19 protein-coding genes are annotated in these 20517 nt (G+C 70.7%); 7 read left to right on the top strand and 12 right to left on the bottom strand.

Annotation, left to right across the window (positions count from 1 at the left end; translation table 11 throughout):
• Nucleotides 1–30: 30 nt before the first annotated feature.
• The gene (locus GA0115234_RS40075) at nt 31–1539 is read right to left on the bottom strand and encodes a carotenoid oxygenase family protein (RefSeq protein ID WP_093551669.1); all 1509 of its coding nucleotides are present in this window, start codon (nt 1537–1539) and stop codon (nt 31–33) included.
• A 536-nt stretch (nt 1540–2075) separates the two neighbouring features.
• On the opposite strand from GA0115234_RS40075, the gene GA0115234_RS40080 reads away from it, so the two are divergent.
• Nucleotides 2076–2600: a GNAT family N-acetyltransferase gene (locus tag GA0115234_RS40080; protein ID WP_093551671.1), complete on the top strand. Its 525-nt coding sequence runs from the start codon at nt 2076–2078 to the stop codon at nt 2598–2600.
• 66 nt (nt 2601–2666) lie between these two features.
• Here the strand turns inward: GA0115234_RS40080 and GA0115234_RS40085 are convergent, their stop codons facing one another.
• Nucleotides 2667–3470, bottom strand: coding sequence for a sulfite exporter TauE/SafE family protein (locus tag GA0115234_RS40085; RefSeq protein ID WP_093551673.1), 804 nt, complete (start codon nt 3468–3470; stop codon nt 2667–2669).
• Between the two features lie 85 nt (nt 3471–3555).
• On the opposite strand from GA0115234_RS40085, the gene GA0115234_RS40090 reads away from it, so the two are divergent.
• A complete protein-coding gene (locus tag GA0115234_RS40090) occupies nt 3556–4338 on the top strand; it encodes an AraC family transcriptional regulator (protein ID WP_093551675.1) in 783 nt (260 codons plus the stop codon).
• 152 nt (nt 4339–4490) lie between these two features.
• A complete protein-coding gene (locus GA0115234_RS40095) occupies nt 4491–5702 on the top strand; it encodes a hypothetical protein (protein ID WP_093551677.1) in 1212 nt (403 codons plus the stop codon).
• 112 nt (nt 5703–5814) lie between these two features.
• Here GA0115234_RS40095 and GA0115234_RS40100 read toward each other — a convergent pair whose 3' ends face one another.
• The 4 genes from GA0115234_RS40100 to GA0115234_RS40115 form a co-directional block, all read right to left on the bottom strand.
• Complete coding sequence (locus GA0115234_RS40100; RefSeq protein ID WP_093551679.1) at nt 5815–6738, bottom strand: carbohydrate ABC transporter permease; 924 nt, start codon at nt 6736–6738, stop codon at nt 5815–5817.
• A complete protein-coding gene (locus GA0115234_RS40105) occupies nt 6735–7883 on the bottom strand; it encodes a carbohydrate ABC transporter permease (RefSeq protein WP_237542134.1) in 1149 nt (382 codons plus the stop codon). The genes GA0115234_RS40100 and GA0115234_RS40105 overlap by 4 nt, the downstream gene beginning before the upstream one ends.
• A 5-nt stretch (nt 7884–7888) precedes the next feature.
• Complete coding sequence (locus GA0115234_RS40110) at nt 7889–9133, bottom strand: sugar ABC transporter substrate-binding protein (RefSeq protein WP_093552012.1); 1245 nt, start codon at nt 9131–9133, stop codon at nt 7889–7891.
• 133 nt (nt 9134–9266) lie between these two features.
• Nucleotides 9267–10316, bottom strand: coding sequence for a LacI family DNA-binding transcriptional regulator (locus GA0115234_RS40115; protein ID WP_093551681.1), 1050 nt, complete (start codon nt 10314–10316; stop codon nt 9267–9269).
• 221 nt (nt 10317–10537) lie between these two features.
• On the opposite strand from GA0115234_RS40115, the gene GA0115234_RS40120 reads away from it, so the two are divergent.
• The gene (locus GA0115234_RS40120) at nt 10538–12565 is read left to right on the top strand and encodes a glycogen debranching N-terminal domain-containing protein (RefSeq protein WP_256088934.1); all 2028 of its coding nucleotides are present in this window, start codon (nt 10538–10540) and stop codon (nt 12563–12565) included.
• 113 nt (nt 12566–12678) lie between these two features.
• On the opposite strand, the gene GA0115234_RS40125 is transcribed toward GA0115234_RS40120, so the two are convergent.
• The gene (locus GA0115234_RS40125) at nt 12679–13794 is read right to left on the bottom strand and encodes an AI-2E family transporter (RefSeq protein ID WP_093551685.1); all 1116 of its coding nucleotides are present in this window, start codon (nt 13792–13794) and stop codon (nt 12679–12681) included.
• Nucleotides 13795–14192: 398 nt separating this feature from the next.
• Between GA0115234_RS40125 and GA0115234_RS40130 the strand changes: the two genes are divergently transcribed.
• A complete protein-coding gene (locus GA0115234_RS40130; protein ID WP_093551687.1) occupies nt 14193–15509 on the top strand; it encodes a phosphatase PAP2 family protein in 1317 nt (438 codons plus the stop codon).
• Between the two features lie 65 nt (nt 15510–15574).
• On the opposite strand, the gene GA0115234_RS40135 is transcribed toward GA0115234_RS40130, so the two are convergent.
• The 5 genes from GA0115234_RS40135 to GA0115234_RS40155 form a co-directional block, all read right to left on the bottom strand.
• Nucleotides 15575–16456, bottom strand: coding sequence for an alpha/beta fold hydrolase (locus GA0115234_RS40135; RefSeq protein WP_093551689.1), 882 nt, complete (start codon nt 16454–16456; stop codon nt 15575–15577).
• 68 nt (nt 16457–16524) lie between these two features.
• Nucleotides 16525–16998, bottom strand: a complete 474-nt coding sequence (locus GA0115234_RS40140) for a nuclear transport factor 2 family protein (RefSeq protein WP_093551691.1) — start codon at nt 16996–16998, stop codon at nt 16525–16527.
• Between the two features lie 27 nt (nt 16999–17025).
• Entirely contained in the window at nt 17026–17583 is a 558-nt protein-coding gene (locus tag GA0115234_RS40145) for a TetR/AcrR family transcriptional regulator (RefSeq protein ID WP_093551693.1), read from the bottom strand.
• A 10-nt stretch (nt 17584–17593) separates the two neighbouring features.
• Entirely contained in the window at nt 17594–18175 is a 582-nt protein-coding gene (locus GA0115234_RS40150; RefSeq protein ID WP_093551695.1) for a sugar O-acetyltransferase, read from the bottom strand.
• 95 nt (nt 18176–18270) lie between these two features.
• On the bottom strand, nt 18271–19173 hold the full coding sequence (locus GA0115234_RS40155) for a LysR family transcriptional regulator (protein WP_093551697.1): 903 nt from the start codon (nt 19171–19173) through the stop codon (nt 18271–18273).
• Between the two features lie 69 nt (nt 19174–19242).
• Between GA0115234_RS40155 and GA0115234_RS40160 the strand changes: the two genes are divergently transcribed.
• Together GA0115234_RS40160 and GA0115234_RS42710 are read left to right on the top strand one after the other, a co-directional pair.
• Nucleotides 19243–20151 (top strand): EamA family transporter, encoded by a 909-nt coding sequence (locus GA0115234_RS40160; RefSeq protein WP_237542138.1) that lies wholly within the window; start codon nt 19243–19245, stop codon nt 20149–20151.
• Between the two features lie 167 nt (nt 20152–20318).
• Nucleotides 20319–20486: a hypothetical protein gene (locus GA0115234_RS42710; RefSeq protein ID WP_161275754.1), complete on the top strand. Its 168-nt coding sequence runs from the start codon at nt 20319–20321 to the stop codon at nt 20484–20486.
• Nucleotides 20487–20517: the final 31 nt, after the last annotated feature.

Here is a 20517-nt window from a genome sequence, read left to right on the forward strand (position 1 = left end):
TCCCGCCCCGCAGCCCCCTGGGTGTCCGCCTCACGCGTCCGGCACCCAGCTCCCGTGGAAGCCGAGCGGGACCCGCCCCGGCAGATGGACGCGGGCCAGGGGGCGGCCGGTGAAGTCCTGTGCGGAGAGGATCACCAGGTCGCTCGCGCCGCGGTCGGGGTCGTGCACATAGGACAGGAGGTAGCCGTCGTCCTCGTCCCGTGCCCCGCGGCGCGGCACGAAGACGGGTTCCCCGGCCGCCGCGCCGTCCGGGAAGCGGTGCACCTGTCGGCTGCCGCGCAGCATGTCGTGCTTCACCAGGCAGTTGGTGAACTTGTCGTCCGGCGGCACCCCGTCGACCGTCTCGTAGGCGCGCCACATCTCCGCCGCGCTCGCCGCGTACGCGAAACGGTGCCGACGCGACACCAGGGACTCGTTGACGCGGGGGAACTCCTGCGGCAGGTCGTCGATCCGGGTGCTGTGGACGCGGCCCGCACGCAGGTCGATGGTCCAGCGGTCCAGTACGGGTGTGCCGGTCGCGGAGGGCCCCCCGTTGCCCCGGCCCGCAGCGTAGAACGGCGCGGGCATGGTGGTGAGTTCCATGACGATGGTGTCGCCCTGGTCATAGGCGTTGAGCGTGTGCGAGTAGTACACCGGATCGATCTCGAACCAGCGGGTGGCGCCGCCGGTCCGCGGCATCACCCCCACCCTCATCGGGTGCTCCGGGTTCCAGACGTACGGCACGAGTGCGCCCGCCTCGGCGGCTGCCACGTCGAAGGTGATCGGCAGGTCGACGATCACCACGTACGTCTTCGTGAGGGCGAAGTCGTGCATCATCGGGGCGTCCGCCACCGGAATCCTGGTGGTCCGTGCCACCCGGCCGGTCCGGTCGATCATGAGGTGGCGCACATGGTCCCAGGTCGGGTAGTACGCCACCGCGTGCAGTTCGTCCGCCACCGCGTCGTACTTGGTGTGTGCGGTGAACGCGCCCTCCAGCGTGGAGCGGAAGTCGTAGGGCCGCACCGTGTTCAGCTCGCCGTCCAGTTCGTACGGCAGCGGTCCGCTCTCCTGCAGGGCCAGGATGCGCCCCTTGTACGGGATGACGTGGGTGTTGCAGGCGAAGTCGTCCGGCGGGACCTCGCCCGGGTACGGCTCACCCAGTTTCCGTGCCACCTGCGAGGAGCGGACCCACCGGTTGCGGTACCACTCGGCACGCCCGTCGCGCAGCCGCACCCCGTGCACCATGCCGTCGCCGAGCATCCAGTGGTGGGCCCGCGGGTCCTCGACGCCCAGTGCGTTGGGGCCGGTGCGCAGATAGCGGCCGTCGAGGTCGCGCGGTATCCGGCCGGTCACCCGGAGGCCGAACTCGGTGAGTTCCTCGGTGACCGGGGCGAAGGCGCCCTCCAGGAACGGGAACGAGTCGCTGCCTCCGGCCTCCGTGCCGGGGGCGGCGGCCTGCGCCGCGGTGGCGCAGCGGCCGAGACCGTATCCTCCGACGACGCTTCCGGCCGCCGCGAGTGTCGCTCCCTGGAGGATCCTTCGGCGTGTATGACTGGTCATCGCTCTCCCCGTTCGTGGTCGGTGCCGACGGGTCCTCGTCGGCGCTGGGAAAGAGTCTGCTGCGTGGCCGACGGTGCGTCAGGCGGCCTGGGACCCTTGTGCGGGTGTCGCTGGCACCACCCCTCGCAAGGGCTCAGACCGGGGGCGCCACGAGGCCGGTGATCGCTCTGGTGGCGTACGCGCGGTGGTCGGCCCAATGCCGGGGTCGTCGGCCAGTTGGCCGACCAGAACCTTCAGGACGTGGAGGACGCCGGTTCCGAGCCGGGCGGCGGTGTCGCGTGTGTGCTCGGGAAGCCCGGCGTTCACGGCTTGACGCTCCTCGCCGGTCGGTCCGGTCCGCGAGAGGAACTCCCCCGTGGATCTGATACGTTGCCTGGCAGTACGTACGCCTCCCGGCTGGGTCACACCTCCGCCAGGGAGGCTTTTTTGTGTCCCGGCTCGTCCGCGGGCCGGGTACACCGCGCGCCCACGACGGCCGAGCGACCCCGAAGACGCTACGGCCACTGCCGAACCGCAGAACATGACGGAGGAGATCCATGACCGACCCATCCATGCGGCTCGCATCCGTGCGCCTCGCCGGTCCCGCCGACCGGCCGACGCTGGAGCGCCTCTGGTTGATGTTCCGGCACGACATGTCCGAGTTCGACGGTGTCACGCCCGACCCGGACGGAACCTTCCGAAGCGATCGGCTCCACGCCGCCTTCACCGACGCCGACTACGCGCCCTATCTCCTGACCAGCGGCGCATTCCCCGTGGGTCTGGCTCTCGTTCGTGGCCTGACCGGGCCCACGCGCGTACTGAACAGCTTCTTCGTGGTGCGTGGCGTACGCGGGACGGGGATCGGACTGCGCGCCGTCCAGGAGGTCGTGGCGGCATACCCGGGACCGTGGGCGGTCGCCTTTCAGCAGGGCAATGTCTCCGCGGTCCGGTTCTGGCGTCGCGTCGCCGCCGAGATCGCGGGCGAGGCGTGGACCGAGGAACGCAGGGCGGTGCCGGGCCGCCCGGATCTGCCACCGGACAGCTGGATCTCGTTCACCGCCCCGGCCGGCGGCCAGGGCTGACCGCCGCGTAGCGCCTGCGCCTCTGCCGGTCCGACCAGCCCGCGCAGGCCGGGCCGGCACGGCCGGTCAGACCACGAGCAGCATCGCGACCGTCACGACGACGAGCAGTCCGATGTAGGCCCAGGCGTGGATACGGTCGGGGATACGGGGCGGGCGTCGCCGCAGCACCGCGATCACCGGCAGTGCTCCCAGGAGCAGCGCCGCGGCGGCGCGGAGGTCGATGAGCCCCACCAGATGCACCCGCGCGTGCGCGGCGGCGGGGACCGCTGCCACGTACAGGGAGACCACGGTGGCCGGGAACGCGATCGCGAGGGTGAGGGGGTTGGCCAGCGCGGTCGCCACCTGCATCGTGTGCCCGGCCCGCCGCATCGCCGGGACCGTCATGACGCTGCCGCCCACGCCGAGGAAGGCGGCGACCCCTCCGATCGGTGCGCCGAGGGCGGACGGCAGCGGACGCGGAGCATCCGGTGTCGTCCCGCCCCGGGTGTCCGGGCGCAGGAAGCCGGGGCGCAGGAGCAGGTCGGCGATGGTGAGGGCCACGTACGCGACGAACGCCCAGTGGGCCAGAGCAGCCGGAGCGAGGCGGGTGGCGAACGCGCCGGCCGTGGCACCGGTCGCCAGCAGGAGGAGCAGTGTTCCACTGCCGCGCAGTGAGAGGAGCACCCGCCGGGGTGTGACGGCCGTCGCGAATCCCGCGTTCACCACCATCACCAGGGCCGAGGTGGCCGTCGCCACCCGCATCGCGTCCGTGCCGAGCGCGGCGTCCGCCCAGACCACGACCGGCACCGCGACGAACCCTCCACCGAAGCCGAACAACACGGTCGTCACTCCGGTGAGGAGCCCGACCCCGACCAACATCACGAAGTCCATGCTTCCCACTCCACCAGTTCGGGCAGATTTCTCGCATGCGATGTTCGGCTCAGTTCTTTCGTGTGTCGGCCAGTAAGGTGGACGGGTGAAGAACGTCCCCTTGGCCGATGTCGATGACGTCGACCGGGCCGTCCTGCCGATCGGCACCGACTACCCGCCCGGTCATGTACTGGACTGGCACGAACACCGGCGCGCGCAGTTCCTCTACGGTGCGACCGGGGTCATGGTCGTCGACACCGCCGAGGGGACCTGGACCGTTCCGCCCGAGCGCGCCGTACTGATCCCGCCCACCACCCGTCACCGGGTCCGCATGCTGGGGGTGAGCACCCGGAGTCTGTACATCGAGCCGCATGCCGTCCCCTGGTGGCCTGCCACCTGTACGGTCGTGGACGTTCCGCCGCTGCTGCGGGAACTGCTGCTCGCCGCCGTCGAGTTCGAGGTCGATTACCGTCTGTCCGGGCGGGAGGGGAGCATCGCCGCGCTCCTCCTGTACGAGATCGCCGAGCGTGCCCCGCTCCCGTTCCACGTGGGGATTCCCGCCTCCGCCGACCTCGCGGAGCTCTGCCGCGCGTACCTGGCCGCCCCGGACGCCGACGCCACCAACGCCGTATGGGCCGCCAGGACGGCCATGAGCGAGCGTGCCTTCACCCGGCGTTTCCGCGCCGAGACCGGTGACAGCCCGGCCGTCTGGCGGGGCCGCGCCCGTCTGCTCGCGGCCGTCCCGCTGCTGCGCACCGAGTCGGTCAGCGAGGTCAGTGGCCGTATCGGCTACGCCTCCCCCGCGGCGTTCACCGCTGCCTTCACCCGGGCTTTCGGCCTGCCCCCGTCCCGCTTCTCCGCGAGCCGCCGGAGCGGCGGCCACGGCTGACCACACAGGTGGAAGAGCCGTATCCCGGCCGCCGTCCCCCGGTGCGGGTACCATGTCGGCCGAGCAGTCGCATAACAGTTCCCCCGCCGCTCATCGGGCTGGAGTTGGCCGCTGGTTACCTTCACACGGCAGGCAGCGGCTACGGTGCTGTCGTGGTGATCAACGGGGAGGACACGGCATCCGGGACCGCGCTGCTGATCGCGGCGGCCCCGGTCGGCAAGGGCTGTCTCATCGACGCGACCAGCGTCCTGCCCACACTGGCGGCGGTCCCGCCCGGCATCCTGACCGGTACGACGGCGGCCACCCTCGTCGAACTCGCCGACCCGACCGACCCGCAGACCGTCCTCACCCGCGTCCGCGCCGCGGCCACCACCCCCGGCCCGCTCACCCTCTACATAGCCGGGCAGCTGCACCTCGACCACAAGCAGCACCTGATCCATCTCGCACTCGCCCGTTCCACGCCGACCACCCTGCGCTACACCGCACTGCCCTGGCACTGGCTGGCCGGCGAACTCAAACTGCGCCGACCGGGCACCACCACCGTCGTCACCGACCTGGTCGCCGCCCCGGACGCCTGGCAGAAGCTCAGCTCCGAGGGCCTCGTTCTCGGCTACGGAATCCGGGTATACGGCCGGATCATCCCGCCACCGCCCCGCCGCCAGATCGCGGAACCGGCCTATCTGAAGGCTCTCGCCACCGCCTGGCGCAGCGGGATCAACCCGCCGCTCGCCCAGCTCCACGAACAGGCCGCCGCCCGAAGCGGATCCCCCGACGCGCTGTTCCTGGCCATCGGCAGCACGGCCGTCGCCTCCCCCGCCGCGTCGACCGCCCAGGATCCGAATCCGCCGCACCCGGCTCCGGTACCCGCCGCGGCGGCGCCCGCTCCGTTCCCGGCAGAGACCGGGACGGCCGAAGAGGATCCGTTGCCCGCGATTCTCGCCGCCGCCCACGCCGGGCGGCACGGCGAAGCCGCGTCGCTCGCGGCCATGTGGGAGGGGTGGGCGCTGCGTACCTACGGCGCGGAGTCGGTGCAGGCCACCCACTGGCTGGAGGTCCGGGCCGATCTCGCCCGGCTGGCCGGCGACGCGGCACGCAGCTGCGAGCTGTGGATGGCCGCCGCCGACGCCCGCCTGGCCCGGCAACAGCCCCCGGACGACCCGGCCGTGGAAGGCGCCGTGGACCGCGCCCACCACCAGTGGCAGGAGCTCCACGATCCGCAGCGGTGCCTGGAACTCGGCCCGCCCCTGGTCGCGTTGCGCCTCCATGTGCCTGGCCGGCGCCCCGGCGCGGTCGAAGCTCTCCAGCACCGGCTGGCGCAGCTGGACGGCACGCTCCCCTCGGAGGCCCGACGCGCGGCGCCCTGACGGGCGGCAGACAGGAGCGTCCGTGCACGCCCGGGTGGGGCGTGCACGGACCGGTGTCATCTCGGCGGACCGTCGGTCGCGGGCGGTGCCGCGCGGCCCGTCCGGCCGGAGCTCACTCCTTTACCGCGCCCGCGTTGGCGCCGCTGACGAAGTAGCGCTGGAAGCAGAAGAAGAGCGCGGCCACCGGAAGGGTGGACAGCAGGGCCGCCGCGAGCTTCAGCGGATACTGCGTTCCGCCGCCGAGTCCGCCCGAGACGAAGCGGGCCAGGCCCGTGGTGAGCGTCTCGTACTGGCCGGACTGCGTGCTGACGAGGAAGTGCGTGAACTCGTTCCACGATCCCTGGAACGACAGGATCGTCAGCGTGATCAACGCCGGTCTGGCCATCGGCAGGACGACGGACCAGAAGATCCGGAACACACCCGCCCCGTCGACCCGTGCCGCCTCCTCCACCTCGCGCGGCACCGACTCGAAGAACTGCTTCATGATGAAGATGCCCGCCGCGTCCACCATCAGCGGCAGGATCATGCCGGTGTACGTGTCGAAGAGGCCGAAGGTGTTCAGCACCAGGAACTTCGGGATGAGCAGTGCCACGCCGGGCACCGCCATCACCGCGAGCACGAAGCCGAACAGCACCGAGCGGCCCCGGAAACGCAGCCGCGCCAGCGCGTAACCCGCCATCGAGTCGAACAGCACCCGGCCCGCCGTCACCAGCACCGCGATCAGGGCCGAGTTGCCCAGCCAGCGCAGGAAGGGCACCCCGTCCGCGGCCTGGCTCAGCCCGAACAGCCGTTGGTACGCGGCCGTGGTGGGAGTGGTCGGCAGCAGGGACAGCGGGTGGGCGGCGGCGTCCGGGTCCGTCTTGAAGCCCGTCACCAGCTGGAGGGCGAACGGGAGCAGATAGAGCAGCCCCAGCCCGAGCACCGCGCCGTAGCCCACCAGCCGCCACGGCAGGCGGAACCGGCTCAGGACGGGGCGACCCCGGTCGTGCGGAGCCCGACGAGTCCGTTCGCGTACGGCCGTGGCGGCGGCGGTCATCGGTTCCTCCCGGTGCGTGCGCCGCGCTCCCGCAGCGCCCAGCGCTGGAGCACGGTCAGGACGAGGATCAGGGCGAGCAGGATGAACGCGATAGCCGCGCCCTGACCGAAGTCCGCGTTGTCGAAGCCCGCCGAGTACGACAGGAAGGCGGGGGTGAGCGTCGTGTTGCCCGGAGCGCCCTGGCCCATCACGTACACCTGGTCGAACACCTGCCAGGTGGAGATCAGCCCGAGTGTCAGCACCAGGAACAGCACGGGGCGCAGGGCGGGCAGCGTCACATACCGCAGCATCTGACGGCGGTTGACCCCCTCCATCGCCGCCGACTCCTCCAGCTCCCGGGGGATGTTCTGGAGGGCCGCGAGGAAGATCAGCATGAAGGTGCCGGAGGTCGTCCACACGGCGAGCAGGATGAGCGTGCACATCGCGACCGAGGGGCCCGAGAGCCACTCGAACCACGACAGTCCCATCGTGGAGTGATCCGCCAGCATGCCGGTGGGCCGTTCGGGATCGACGATGCCCAGACCTCCCAGGACCAGGGAGAGCACCCCGCGCGAGTCGGCGAACCAGTTCGGTCCCTTGACCCCGATCCAGGACAGCATGGAGTTGACGGCTCCGCTGCCCTGGAAGAGGAAGAGGAAGACCGTGGAGACGGCGATGGAGCTGGTCACCGACGGGAAGAAGAACGTCGTGCGGAGGGCTCCGCGCCCCCGCAGCAGTCTCTGGTTGACGATCAGGGCGAGGCCCAGTGCCAGCAGGGTCTGCAGGGGGACGGTCAGCAGCACGTAGTAGAGGTTGTTGCGCAGAGACGTGGCGAAGAGGGTGCGGTCCAGGCCGTCCTGGGTGAGCAGCGAACGGTAGTTGTCCAGGCCGGCGAAGTCGGCCTGCCCGGAGAACGGGTTGGACTGTCCGTCCCAGTGCAGCAGGCTCACCCACAGCGCCATCAGGATGGGAAGGACCATGAACAGTCCGAGGACGAGCACCATGGGGCTGACGAACAGCCAGCCCCAGGTGCCCTCCCCGCGAAGGCCCGCGCGCCGGGCGCGGGCCTTCGCGGGCGTGCCGGTCTCGCCGGGGGCGCTGTCAGGTGCGCCGGGCGAGCCGGTCGAACGGGGGGCGCCGCTCACGCGCATCGTGCGGATGGGCATGGGGCTCAGTGGCCCTTCGCGATCGCCTGTTCGCCGTTGCGCTGAAGGTCGGCGAGGATCTTCTTCGGGTCGGCGGTGCGCAGCGACTGCAGTTCGGTGTTGAACTGGCTCAGGACCTTGTCGAAGCCGGCGATCGTCACCGGGCCCTGGGCGTGGGCGCTGCCGTCCACCCAGGCCTTGGCGGTGGGCCGCTTCTCGGCGTACGAGGTGAGGGCGCTCGTCCGCGAGGGCATGACTCCGAACGCGTCGGCGAAGGCGAGCTGCTGCTTGGCGGAGGTCAGGTACTTCACGAGGTCGACGCCCGCGTCGCGGTGCGCGCTGTCGGCGGCGACGCCCCAGCAGTTACTGAAGGCGAGGGTGCCCTGGCCGGCCGGCCCGGCGGGCAGGGGCGCGATGGCGTACTTCACGTCGGGGTAGTCGAGCTTCATGCCGCCTTCGAGCCAGTTGCCCTCGATGGTCATCGCGGCCTTGCCCTTGCCGAGCGCCTCACCGCCCCAGCTGGTGTCCACCTGCTTGGCGAACTTCATCGAGCCCGACTTGAGCAGGGACTGGACGAAGGAGAGCCCCTTGGCGTTCTCCACGGTGTCCGCGGTCATCTTCTTCTGGTCCGCGTCGGTGAGCCAGCCGCCCGCCTGCTTCATGAAGACGCCGAGCCGCTGGTACTCGTCGCTGGTGACCAGGCCGGTGACACCGTTCTTGGTGAGCTTGCCCGCGACGGTCCTCAGCTCCTCCCAGGTCTTGGGGTAGTCCTTCTCCGTCAGCCCGGCCTTCTTCCACAGGTCGGTGTTGATGGCCAGACCGAGGGTGGAGGTGTCCTTCGGCAGACAGACCAGCTTCCCGTCGTACGAGAACGAGGTCCGCAGCTGCTGGGAGAAGTCGTCGGCGTCGGATATCCGGTCCCCGTACGGGTACAGCGAGCCGCCCTTCGCGTAGTTCGCGAACTGGTCGGAGTTGACGTAGAAGACGTCCGGCGGCTTGTGCCCGGCGAAGGCCTGGGCGAGCTGCTGGTTCATGTCCTTGGCGACCTCGACGGAGACCGTGTTCCCCGACTCCTTCGCGTACCCGGCGGCGGCGGCCTTGACCGCCTGGGTCTCGGCGTCCCCCGAGGTGGCGATCAGTACCGTCAGTTTCTGCTTGGCGGCCTTGTCCTGCTCCGGCTCCTTGTCGCTGCCGAAGCTGGACGAGCAGCCGGTCGTGACCAGGAGCGCCGCGCAGGTGGCGAGCGCGGCGAAGGCCGTACGGGTTCCCATGAGTTCCTCCATGAGGGATGAGGCTTGCGGCTCAGCTGCCCGGGGAAGGGGCGTGCTGTGAATGGACGGCCCGCGGAACGGGCGCGTGGGGGTGTGAGGGTGTGAGACGTGGGGTCCGGGGGGCGTCGGTGGCTCAGGCGTCCGACGCGGAGGTGCTGTCGCGGAGGACGAGCGAGGGTTCGAGCAGGACCCGTTCGGGGGGAGCGCCCGCCTCGGACATCCGGGCGAGCAGCAGTCGGACGCATTCGCGGCCGACGGCCTCCAGCGGCTGGGCGACGGTGGAGAGGCCGGGAGACAGCAGCGCCGCCATGGGGTTGTCGTCGAAGCCGACGACGGCGATGTCGGTGCCCGGCACGGCCCGTCGCTCGCGCAGTGCGTGATAGCAGCCCAGGGCGAGCATGTCGCTGGCGGTGATCACCGCGGTCGCGCCCGCGTCCAGCAAGGGTCCGACGGCGGCCTGCGCCGAGGCGATGTCATCGACGCTCTGTGCCCGCCTGCCGCGCACCGGAAGGCCGTGCCGCCGCATGGCGCGCTGCCAGCCCTCGGCGCGGTCGTCACCGACCCCGGACCCGCGCGGCCAGCCGAGGAACGCGATCCTGCGGTGCCCCAGACCCACCAGGTGCTCGACCGCGGCATCCGTGCCCGAGGCGCCGTCGACATCGACCCAGTCGCCGATCTGCCGGCCGGACCACATCCGGCCGAAGGCCACGAACGGCACACCGCGCTTCTCCAGCCAGGCCTGGCGCTGGTCGCCCCGTTCGGTGCCGCTCAGCACGAACCCGTCCACGCTGTGCAGGTCGAGGAGTTCCTCGTACCCGTCGAGACCCGCGCCGCCGGAGGGCGAGGCGAAGAGCAGGATCCGGTAGCCGGCCTCGTCGGCGGTCTGGGACAGGGCGTGCAGGAACCGGTCCATGACCGGGGCCGAGGCGCCCGGGGCGGTGGGGCGGATGCCGTAGCCGATGAGCTTGCTGGAGCGGGTGCGCAGGGTCTGCGCCGCTCGGTGCGGGCGGTAGCCCACCTCGTCGATGGTACGCAGGACCCGGTCCAGGGTCTCCGGACGGAGCAGCTCGGGCGAGTTCAGCGCGTTCGACACCGTCTGGGGAGATACTCCGGCCCGCTGCGCGACCGTGGCCAGGGTGACCGAAGCGGCCTTGGTCGCGGGGTTGTTGGAGGAGCGGGGCATGGGGATCTCCGGAACCGGTTGTGCGAATGGACGAGTTCATTGGAGCGTTCCAAAACCATTGTCAACGCCCTGAGGTCGTCGTTAGGGTTCTTGGAACGCTCCAATGCCTGAGAGGTTCTGCTCTGTTGCACACCACTGTCAAGACCCACGACGTAACAACCTCCGAGACGGGGGCAGGCCCGTCGGTCGAAGGTCTCCAGCCATTCCTGCATGACGCCTGTGTGACGCTGTACGCCCCGAGCTTCGTGATCTCGCGCGAGGACGGCCGGTTCGACGGTGCCGCCGACGGCTTCTACCACGGCGACAGCAGGGCGCTCGCCCGGCTGACCGTCGCTGCGGAGGGAATCGCGCTCGCTCCGGTGGGCGGTGCCCTGGAGGGAGCGGACGGGGCGGGCTTCCGCAGTGTGCTGCGCGGCCTCGGCGAGGACACGGCGGACCCGGCGGTCACCCTGCACCGGCGACGCCGCGTCGCCCCCGGGCGGCTGGAGGAGACCCTCGAAGTCGCCAACGCCGGGCGGCAGCACGTCCGTGCCCGGCTGATCGTCACTGCCGCGACGGACCTCGCCCCGATCGAACGCGTCAAGTCCGGACATGCGCAGAGCCCGGTCACCGCCGCGGTCACCGAGGGCGGACTCGCCTGGTCGCGGGGCACCTTCGCCGTGCGTCTCGGCAGCTCCCCGGAGCCCGTGGCCGTCGATCCGGCCGCCGGGCGGCTGGAGTACGAGATCGAGCTCGCCCCCGGCACCTCATGGACCGCCGTACTGAACTGCGCCGCGGCGCACGAGGACGGCGACCAGTTCCCCGCGCCGCCTGCGGACAGCGTGCCCTGGCGCACGCCGCGACTGCGCAGCGCGGACCGGCGCTTCGACCACTGGCTGAGCCGTTCCACGGACGACCTCGACCGGCTGCGGCTCACCGATCCGGAGAACCCCGCCGATCAGTTCCTGGCCGCCGGGGCCCCGTGGTTCCTCACCCTCTTCGGCCGCGACTCCCTCTGGGCGGCCCGTATGCTGCTGCCGCTGGGTACCGATCTCGCCGCCGGCACGCTGCGTACCCTGGCTCGCAGGCAGGGCACGAAGTCCGACCCGGCGACCGAGGAGCAGCCGGGCAAGATCCTGCACGAAGTGCGCCGCGCCACGCAGAACTTCCACGAGAACTTCGCCCTGCCGCCCTGCTACTACGGCACGGTCGACGCCACCCCGCTCTGGATCACCCTGCTCCACGACTCCTGGCGCTGGGGCCTCGCGCCCGAGCAGGTCGAACAGCTCCTGCCGCACGCGGAGTCCGCGCTCGCCTGGATGCGCGACCACGGCGACCCGGACGGGGACGGGTTCCTCAAGTACATCGACCAGACCGGACGGGGCCTGGCCAATCAGGGCTGGAAGGACTCGGGCGACTCCATCCGCTACAGCGACGGGGGCATCGCGACGTCCCCGATCGCGCTCTGCGAGGTCCAGGCGTACGCGTACGAGGCGGCCCGGGGCGGCGCGGACCTGCTGCGCGCCTTCGGCCGCCCCGGCGCCGACCAGTGGGAGGAGTGGGCCGAGCGGCTCCGCGACCGTTTCCGCAGCCACTTCTGGGTGGAGGACGAGCGGGGACCGTTCCCGGCCGTGGCGCTCGACGGGAACAAGCGGCCGGTGGACTCGGTCACCTCGGGCTTCGGCCACCTGCTGGGCACGGGCCTCCTCGACCACGAGGAGAGCGCCCTGCTGGCCGCCAGGATCAGTGCGCCCGACCTCGACTCGGGCCATGGTCTGCGCACCCTGAGCAGCGACTCCGTGGCCTACAACCCGTACGGCTACCACATCGGTTCCATCTGGCCGCACGACACGGCCATCGCCGTGCACGGCCTGGCCAGAGCGGGATTCCCGGAAGTGGCGGCGTCCCTGTCCGAGGGGCTGCTGAGCGCGTCGACGGCCTTCGACGGCAGGCTTCCCGAGCTGTTCGCCGGCCATGGGGCGTCGGCCGACTCCCGGCCGTCGCCCTATCCCGCGTCGTGCCGCCCGCAGGCCTGGGCTGCGGCCTCGTCCGTGATGGTCCTCCAGTCGGTGCTGGGGCTCTCGGCCGATGTCCCCGGCGGGACGCTCACGGTCGCGCCCGGGTTCGCGGAGGCCTACCGTCCGCTGAAGGTCGAGGGGCTCGACATCGCGGGCGGGCGGCTGGACGTCTCCGTCGATGCCGACGGCACGGCGCATGTCGAGGCGCCGAAGGGCCTGGTGGTGAAGCGGCAGCATCCGACTCCCCGCTGAGGTGAGCCGGTGCGGTGCGGCAGCACCGGCGTACCCGGCCTTCCCGGCCGGGTACGCCGTCTCGGCATCGGCATCGGCATCGGCATCGGCGGATCCTGCCCGGTGCGCCCCGCTCACTCCTCGCCGGACGGGGACCCGCTTGCTCCGCGCAGCGCCTGACGGACCGCCCAGAGGACCGAGACGAGCGGCACCGCCACCACCGCGCCGAGCACTCCCGCCGCGATGGCGCCGCCGATCACCGAGAGCGCGACCACGACCGGGTGCAGGCGGACCGCCCAGCTCATCACGAGCGGGTGCAGCAGATGTCCCTCGATCTGGCCGATGACCACGATCAGGACGAGGACGACGGCCGCCACGATCGGGCCCTTCGCCGCCAGAGCCACCACGGCCGCGACCGCGAGGGCGATCGGCGAACCGATCAGCGGGACGAAGGCGGCGAAGAACTCCAGCAGTGCCAGGGGCAGGGCCAGCGGGACTCCGAGTGCGAACAGGGCCAGTCCCACGAACACGGCGTTGGTCCCTGCCACCAGGATGATGCCGTGGGTGTATCCGGTGAACGTGCGCCAGGCGGCCCGGCCCGCGATCGCCACCCGGGTCCGGGCCTTCCGCGGGAGCTGGTCGCAGAACCAGTTCCACTGCCGGTCGCCCGAGTGGATGAAGAAGACCGAGCAGAACAACGCCAGAACGAATACGGTCACCACCTCGACCAGTCGGCCCACACCGCTGACGGCCGTGCTGATGAGGGCGGAGCGATGGCTCGACAGATACTGACCGATCCGGGACTGGAGGTCGTCGAGCGTCCTGGGGTCCAGCCGGAAGGGCGGCCCCTCCAGCCAGCGTTCGATCCGGCCCAGTCCGTCGCCGAATTCCCTTTCCAGCCCGGCGCGTTCTCCGGCGACCACCTCTCCGACGAGCGTCAGGACACCGAGGACGAGGACGATGCTGCCGAGCAGCGCCACGGCGACGGCGAGCGGCCGCGGCATCGCACGGTCCAGGAGATCCGCGACCGGGCGCAGGACCGCGGCCACGACCAGGCCGAGGAAGACGGCTGCCGCCACCTCGTGGAAGCGTCCCAGCACCGAGAAGACCGCGTACACGACGGCTCCCACCACCAGGATCCGCCAGGCGTAGGCGGCGGTCGTCTGAAAGGTGGGGTTCACGCGGGGCGTGTACCGCGCGCCGAGGGGCGTCTGCCGTGCGCCCGGGTCCCGGCCGGGCGGGGCGGTCATTCCGCGCAGCGCCCGTCGTGACGCGGCGCGGATCCGGTGGCGTCGTGATCCGGACGGTGCGCCGGGGTCCGTCGTGTCGGGCTGCGGATGCGAGGGCCTGGGCATTCCCTGCTGGTATCAGGAGGGGCCGCGCCGTTCCGGCCCCTGGGGCCGACATGCACAGGATGTCACCCCACGGGCGGAATCACCGGCCTACGCACCATTCGTGACCAGGAAAATCCCCACACACTGCTCCGATAGCATGTTCGAGCCCATGGCGAGCGCACTCGTCACCCGTCCTTCACCGGAGAAACCGTGCTATCCGGCATGAAGAGTGACTCGTCCAGCCACCATCTAACAAATCGGCCAAACAATTGATACCTAGAGCATCGCGGGTGTTTTCGCGAAGAGACAACGGCATGGGGGGCGCCGCGTGGCGTCAACCACGGGCGATACTGTGGGCCACAGCGGCGGTGGTGACCCTCGGATTCCTCATCGCGCTGGAGATCGCCGCGCGTCACTACGGCCTACCGGGGCCGATCGTCACCCAGGCGCAAGAAGTGGTGGTCGCCCCCAAGTCGGGCTTCCTGCTGTACGCCAGCATGGGGCTGATGATGCTGGTGCTCACCTGGCGGCAGCGGTTCATCGCACTTGGTGCCGCGATCGGCATCGACCTCGTCTTCATTCTGGTGCGGTGGGCGACCGACACCAAGCTGACCGAGGGCCACCCCTTCGGCAACGGCGCGCTGTGGGTGATCCTGGGCTGTGCCGTCTTCGCCGTCACACGCCGCACGGGACCGGAACGCGTCCTGCTGCTGAAGGGCGTCGGGTTGGGTCTGCTGCTGGTGGCCGGCCGCAAGACCGGCGACACCTGGCTGCTCATCACGTCGAAGACCCGCCCTCTGGTGCTCGACCAGTACGTGGCGACCGCCGATCACGCGCTGGGCAATCCGTCGTGGGTGGTGGGCCGGATGGTCACGGCCACCGGCACGATCGGGGAACACTTCCTCGACTCCATATACACCCAGCTCCCGGTGGCCGCGGTCGCGGTCGCCCTGTACCAGCTGCGCAAGGTGGCGGTCGAGCGCCGCTTCCCGAGCCACCATCTGGTGCGCACCTTCCTGGTCATCGGCCTGCTCGGCCCGGCCATCTACATGATCTTCCCGGTGGTCGGACCGATCTTCGCCTACGGTGCCGACGGCGGGCACTGGGCGGTGGCCGATCTGTGGCCGAACACGCCGCCACCGCTCGGTACCCCGCACCACATGACATTCGACGAGATCACCCCGCGCAACTGCATGCCCAGCCTTCACACGGCATGGGCCACCGCGATCTTCATCCACTCCCGCAAGGGGCCGCGGTTCCTGCGATTCGCGGGCGCGTTCTGGCTGATCGCCACGCTCGCCGCAACGCTGGGATTCGGCTACCACTACGGCGCGGACATCATCGCCGGCGTGGTGTTCACCCTCACGATCGAGGCGGCGCTGCGCTCGCACGAGCGCGGCTGGGACCGGTCGAGGATCCAGCTGGTCTCCTACGGCACCGCGGTCTTCACCGTGCTCCTGGTGGCGTATCGCTATCTGCCGGTGGAAATGGCCACGTACCCATGGGTGTTCGGACCGCTCCTCGTCCTGGCGATGGTCTCGGTGATCTATGCCTACGTGCGGACGACCAGGCAGTGGGAACCGGAGGCCGCGCCCGTGCGGCAGGTGGAACCGCAGCCCGAACTGGTGTGAGCCGTGTTGTGCCCGGGACGCGTACGCGTCCCGGGCACAACACATGGATCCCCGGGCGGGAGCGTTCAGCTGGTGTGCGCGTCCAGGGCGTCGATGATCTCGCGCCACAGCTCGCGTGGCCGGTCGTGCCCCATGTCGGGAAGCAGCAGGAGCTTCGCTCCGGGCACCAGCTCGGCGGTGCGCTTCCCACCGCTCGGGTCGACCAGGACGTCGTCCAGGCCGTGCACCACCAAGGTCGGTACGCGGAGTTCGCGAAGCGCCTCGGCGCGTGAGCTGCTGAGGATCATCGCTCCGAGCTGCCGCCCGGCTCCGGCCGGGTAGTAGGCGCGGTCGTAGCTCCTGGCAGCCAGCTCGCGGAGGAGTGCGGGGTTGCCGTAACGCTTCGAGGACCACATCAGGTCCCGCTCCGCCGCCGCGATGTACCCCTCGCGATCGGACGGCTTCGGGGTGAAGAGGACTGCTTGGGCCTCGGCGCTGGACCGGCCGTATTCGGGCTCGCCGGTCGAGGACATCATCGACGTCAGGGTCAGCAGGCGCTCCGGCCGGCTGATGGCCATCGTCTGGGCGAGCATGCCGCCCATCGAGGATCCGACCACATGGGCCCGTTCGATCCCGAGCGCGGTGAGCAGACCGAGGCCGTCGTCGGCCATGTCCTGCAGCGTGTACGGCACCATCGCGAGGGCGGACGCGATGTCGCCCGAGCTCACCACCTCGATGAGCCGGCCCGTGTCGACGGGGTGATCGTCGAACTTGGTGGACAGCCCGCAGTCGCGGTTGTCGTACCGGATCACATAGCGGCCGCGTTCTGCGAGTGCGTGGCAGAAGTCCTCGTGCCAGCCGATCATCTGCGCGCTGAAGCCCATCACGAGCAGAACAGCCGGATCGGATGGATCACCGAAGGTTTCGTACTCGATGGACACTCCGGGCGACACTTCGACAATCGACATACGGAGAGTGTCCCAGCATCACCCCCTCCGCTCGCACCTGGAAGCGTTCTGGCGTCGCCCTCGATCATTCACGACCGGTCGGGACGGCCGAGTTGCACCGTCTCCCCACCGAACGGCAGGAACGTCACTCGGCCGGCCAGCAGCCAGGCGCCGTCCACCTTCCGGAAGGTGTCCTCGTAGTGGCCCACGTTCGCCGGGAGCACCGGGGGCACCATGCCGCCGGTGTAGCCGTCGATCCGGTAGGTGGCGAAGTAGGAGGTGGCGGTGGCCTCCGACGCGGAATCCACGGTGACCAGGATGTTCGTGGACATGCGGCGTGACAGCCGGTCCTTGGGCCGTGAGCCGAAGTACCTGCGGAGCGCGTCCCGTCCCTCCACCCTTCGGTCACCGTGAGGCCACTGCCACACCCCGTCAGGTGTGAAGAGGTCAGCGACACTGCTCGGATCTCCCAGGTCGAGGCGGCGCACGAACTCCACGATCAGGCGCTCGCAAGCCCGTTCGGCGAGGAGACGTTCCATCGGATCAAGGGTTTCGGTCGACATCGTCCATTGCTATCAGCAGCGCGGGGGTCACCGCGAGGGCTGTATCGCGGTCGTGACGCGGGCGACGGCCAGGCGCGTCGACTCGCGATCGGGCGGGGTGTCGTCCAGGGCCCGGTGGAGGGTCAACCCTTCGATCAGCGCGTCCACCTGGCGCGCGGTGACGGCATCGAAGTGCCGTTCGAGAATGCGGCGGCTCCGTTGCATCCACGCCTGGCACAGCCGCTGGTACTCAGGGCGGCGGGCGGCGAGCGTGTAGAGCTCCTGAGTGAGGATCAGGTCGCGGCGAGGCCCCTCGGAGAGCGTATGGATGAGGTCGGTGATGGCTTCGCGGGCCTCTTCGAGGCTTCCGGCCCGGCCGAGGCGGCGGTCGAAGACGGCCACGATGTGCTCGGCGAACTGCGTGAAGGCTTCGCGCAGCAGATCGTCGATACCGGTGAAGTGATAGGTCATCGAGCCGAGCGGCACATCGGCACGGACGGCGATCTTGCGGTGCGAGACGCCCGCGACGCCTTCGTCGGCGATGAGGTCGAGCGTGGCGGCGAGAATCCGCTCGCGCCGCTGCGGGTCGGTACGTCCGGTGGTCATACGGGCGCCGTCAGAGCTCGCGGACGGGGCGGGCGGGATTACCGACGGCGACGACATCGGCGGGGATGTCCTTGACGACCACCGCGCCCGCACCGATCACCGAGTTCTCACCGATCGTCACCCCGGGGCACACGATGACGCCGCCGCCGAGCCAGACGTTGTCGCCGATGGTGATGGGGCGTGCCGCCTCAAGCTTGTCCCGCCGGGGCTGCGGCTCCACGGGGTGGGTGGGCGTGAGCAACTGGACGTTCGGGCCGATCTGGCAGTGCTCTCCGATGACGATCCGGGCGACGTCCAGCGCCGTCAGGTTGAAGTTGATGAATGTGTGGGCCCCGATGGTGATGTTGCTGCCGTAATCGACGGCGAGCGGCGGCCGTACGTCGACGCCCTCCCCCACGGAGCCGAGCAGTTCGGCGAGCAGCGGCCGGGCGCTGTCGGCGTCCTCGACGTAGGCAGCCTGATAGCGAGCGGCCAGCCTCATCGCCTGCTGCTGGCGCCGGGCGATCTCCGGGTCGTCAGCGATGTAGAGGTCTCCCGCGAGCATCCGCTCCAGGTTGGTGCGTGGGTCGTCAGCGAAGTGGTCGATCAACATGCGTACGACCGTACACCCTGGAATGTACGACCGTACGCTCACCACCCGCCTGGAGCGCGAGTACCGGGCGCCCTCGGTGGAACTCGCGCCACCGCTCATATGCGCGAGCGCGAGGAGCCGCGGCCCTCGCGATAGAGCCCGGCGGCGAGGGCGATCGCGGTGTGAGTGGCGGGGTGGGTGGTCTGGGAACGCCAGATGAGATGGACGGGAATCGGATCGGCGCCGCGCAGGGGGCGGTAGGTGATGCCGTCGCGGCGGTACTGGGCGGCGGTGGCCTGGGGTGTCAGTCCGATGCAGCGGCCGGTGGCGATGGCGGCGAGCCAGTCGTCGATGTCGTGGGTGTACTCGACGGCGGGCCGGTCCTCCTCGGGCCACAGGTCCAGGGCGGTCGTGCCGGTGCGGCGGTCGATGGCCAGGGTGCGGCCGGGGATCTCGTCGAGACGGATGCTGCGGCGGCGGGCCCAGGGGTCGTCGGACGCCAGGGCGACGTAGCGGGCCTCGTATCCGATCCGTGCGTGGGACCACGGCTTCAGGTCGATCGGAGCGCGGATGACGGCGAGGTCGCACAGTCCTTCGGCGAGGCCGCCGGTGGGGGTGTTGTGACGGATGAGGCGCAGGTCGGTCTCGGGATGCTGTTCGTGCCAGCGACGCTGGAACTCGGTGGTGTACCGGCCGAAGGCGGACCAGGCGTGGCCGATGTGCAGTCGGGTATGACCGGTGGCGGCCTCGCGGACGAGTTCGTCGGCGCCGGCGAGCAGGACGCGGGCACGGGCCAGGGCCTGTACACCGGTGCTGGTGGGGGCGACGCTGCGGCTGGTGCGGTGCAGCAGTTGCACCCCGAGAAGGCTTTCGAGACCGGCGAGGGTGCGGGAGACGGCGGCCTGGGAGATGCCGAGTTCGTGCGCCGCGTCGGTGAAGCTGCCGGTGTCGATGATGGCGACCAGGCACCGCAGATGCTTCAGCTCCAGCGAAGCCACTCTGTCTCGCATCTCATCCATGCGTCCAGCGTATAGGTAGGCGCCTGGATGCATTTTGCGCATACGGGCGCCGCGCGCATCGTGGAGGACATGAAACGCGATTCTTCCCTCGCCGCGGGGCCCCGGGGCGCCTTGGTCGACGGCGCCGCGCCGTCACGGGGTACGGGGCGGGGTGCCGGGGTGGCGCTGATGCTGGGCAGCGGACTGTCCAACCAGACGGGGGCCTCCGTCGCGGCACTGGCGTTCCCGGTGCTCGGGCCCCTCGGCGTGGTGGCGGTCCGCCAGTGGGTGGCCGCCGTGGTGCTCGGGGCCGTCGGCCGGCCGCGGCCGCGGGGCTTCACCGCGGCGCAGTGGCGTCCGGTGCTGGGCCTCGCGCTGGTGTTCGCGGCGATGAACCTGTCCCTGTACGAGGCGATCGAGCGGATCGGGCTCGGGCTGGCCGTCACGCTGGAGTTCCTGGGACCGCTGGCCGTGGCCCTGGCCGGATCCCGGCGCCGCGTCGACCTGGTTGCCGCGGTAGTGGCCGCGGGCGCGGTGGTAATCCTCACGCGTCCCACTCCGTCCACCGACTACCTGGGCATCGGCCTGGCTCTGCTCGCCGCGACATGCTGGGCCTGCTACATCCTGCTCAACCGGACCGTCGGGGCCCGTCTGCCCGGTCTGGAGGGCTCGGCCGCCGCCGCGGCCGTGTCCGGTGCCCTCTACCTGCCCGTCGGCGCGTGGGTGCTGTGGCATCACCCGCCGACCGCGGCGGCGCTCGGCTGTGCGCTGGCCGCCGGGGTGCTCTCCTCAGCGGTGCCGTTCCTGACCGATCTGCTGGCGCTGCGCCGGGTTCCGGCGCACTTCTTCGGCGTCTTCATGAGCGTGAACCCGGTCTTCGCGGCCCTGGCCGGTGTAGTTGTCCTCGGGCAGCAGCTCGATGCGCTCGCCTGGATCGCGATCGCCCTGATCGTCAGCGCGAACGCGGCCGTGACCACCCTCACCGGCGGATCGAGCTGAGGCGGACTCCGGCCACCCGTCGCCCGGCGTGTCGTGGCGCCTCATGCCCCCCGCGGAACGCAAGGCCCGGCGTGGGACTGCCCACTGTCGATGGATCAGGCGCACGGGTCGCACACGTGAGCCAAGCACATGGGTCGTACACACTGCTGGCCACGAGGTCGAGTCCGGTGGCCCTTGCGGGGGTATGGAACCTCTATGAACCGAACGTCACCACGGCCCGACTCACCCCCGCGCACACGGTGGCGAACGATACGAAGTACACGGTGACAGCAGCGGATACCGCATGGCACGGTGCGTTCCTCCAGGTGGAGACGGTCGACTCGATCGACGGCTGAACGGACGACGGGTTCATCGGCAAGGTCCGCA

The organism is Streptomyces sp. DvalAA-43, assembly GCF_900091725.1.
Taxonomy (GTDB): Bacteria; Actinomycetota; Actinomycetes; order Streptomycetales; family Streptomycetaceae; genus Streptomyces; species Streptomyces pulveraceus.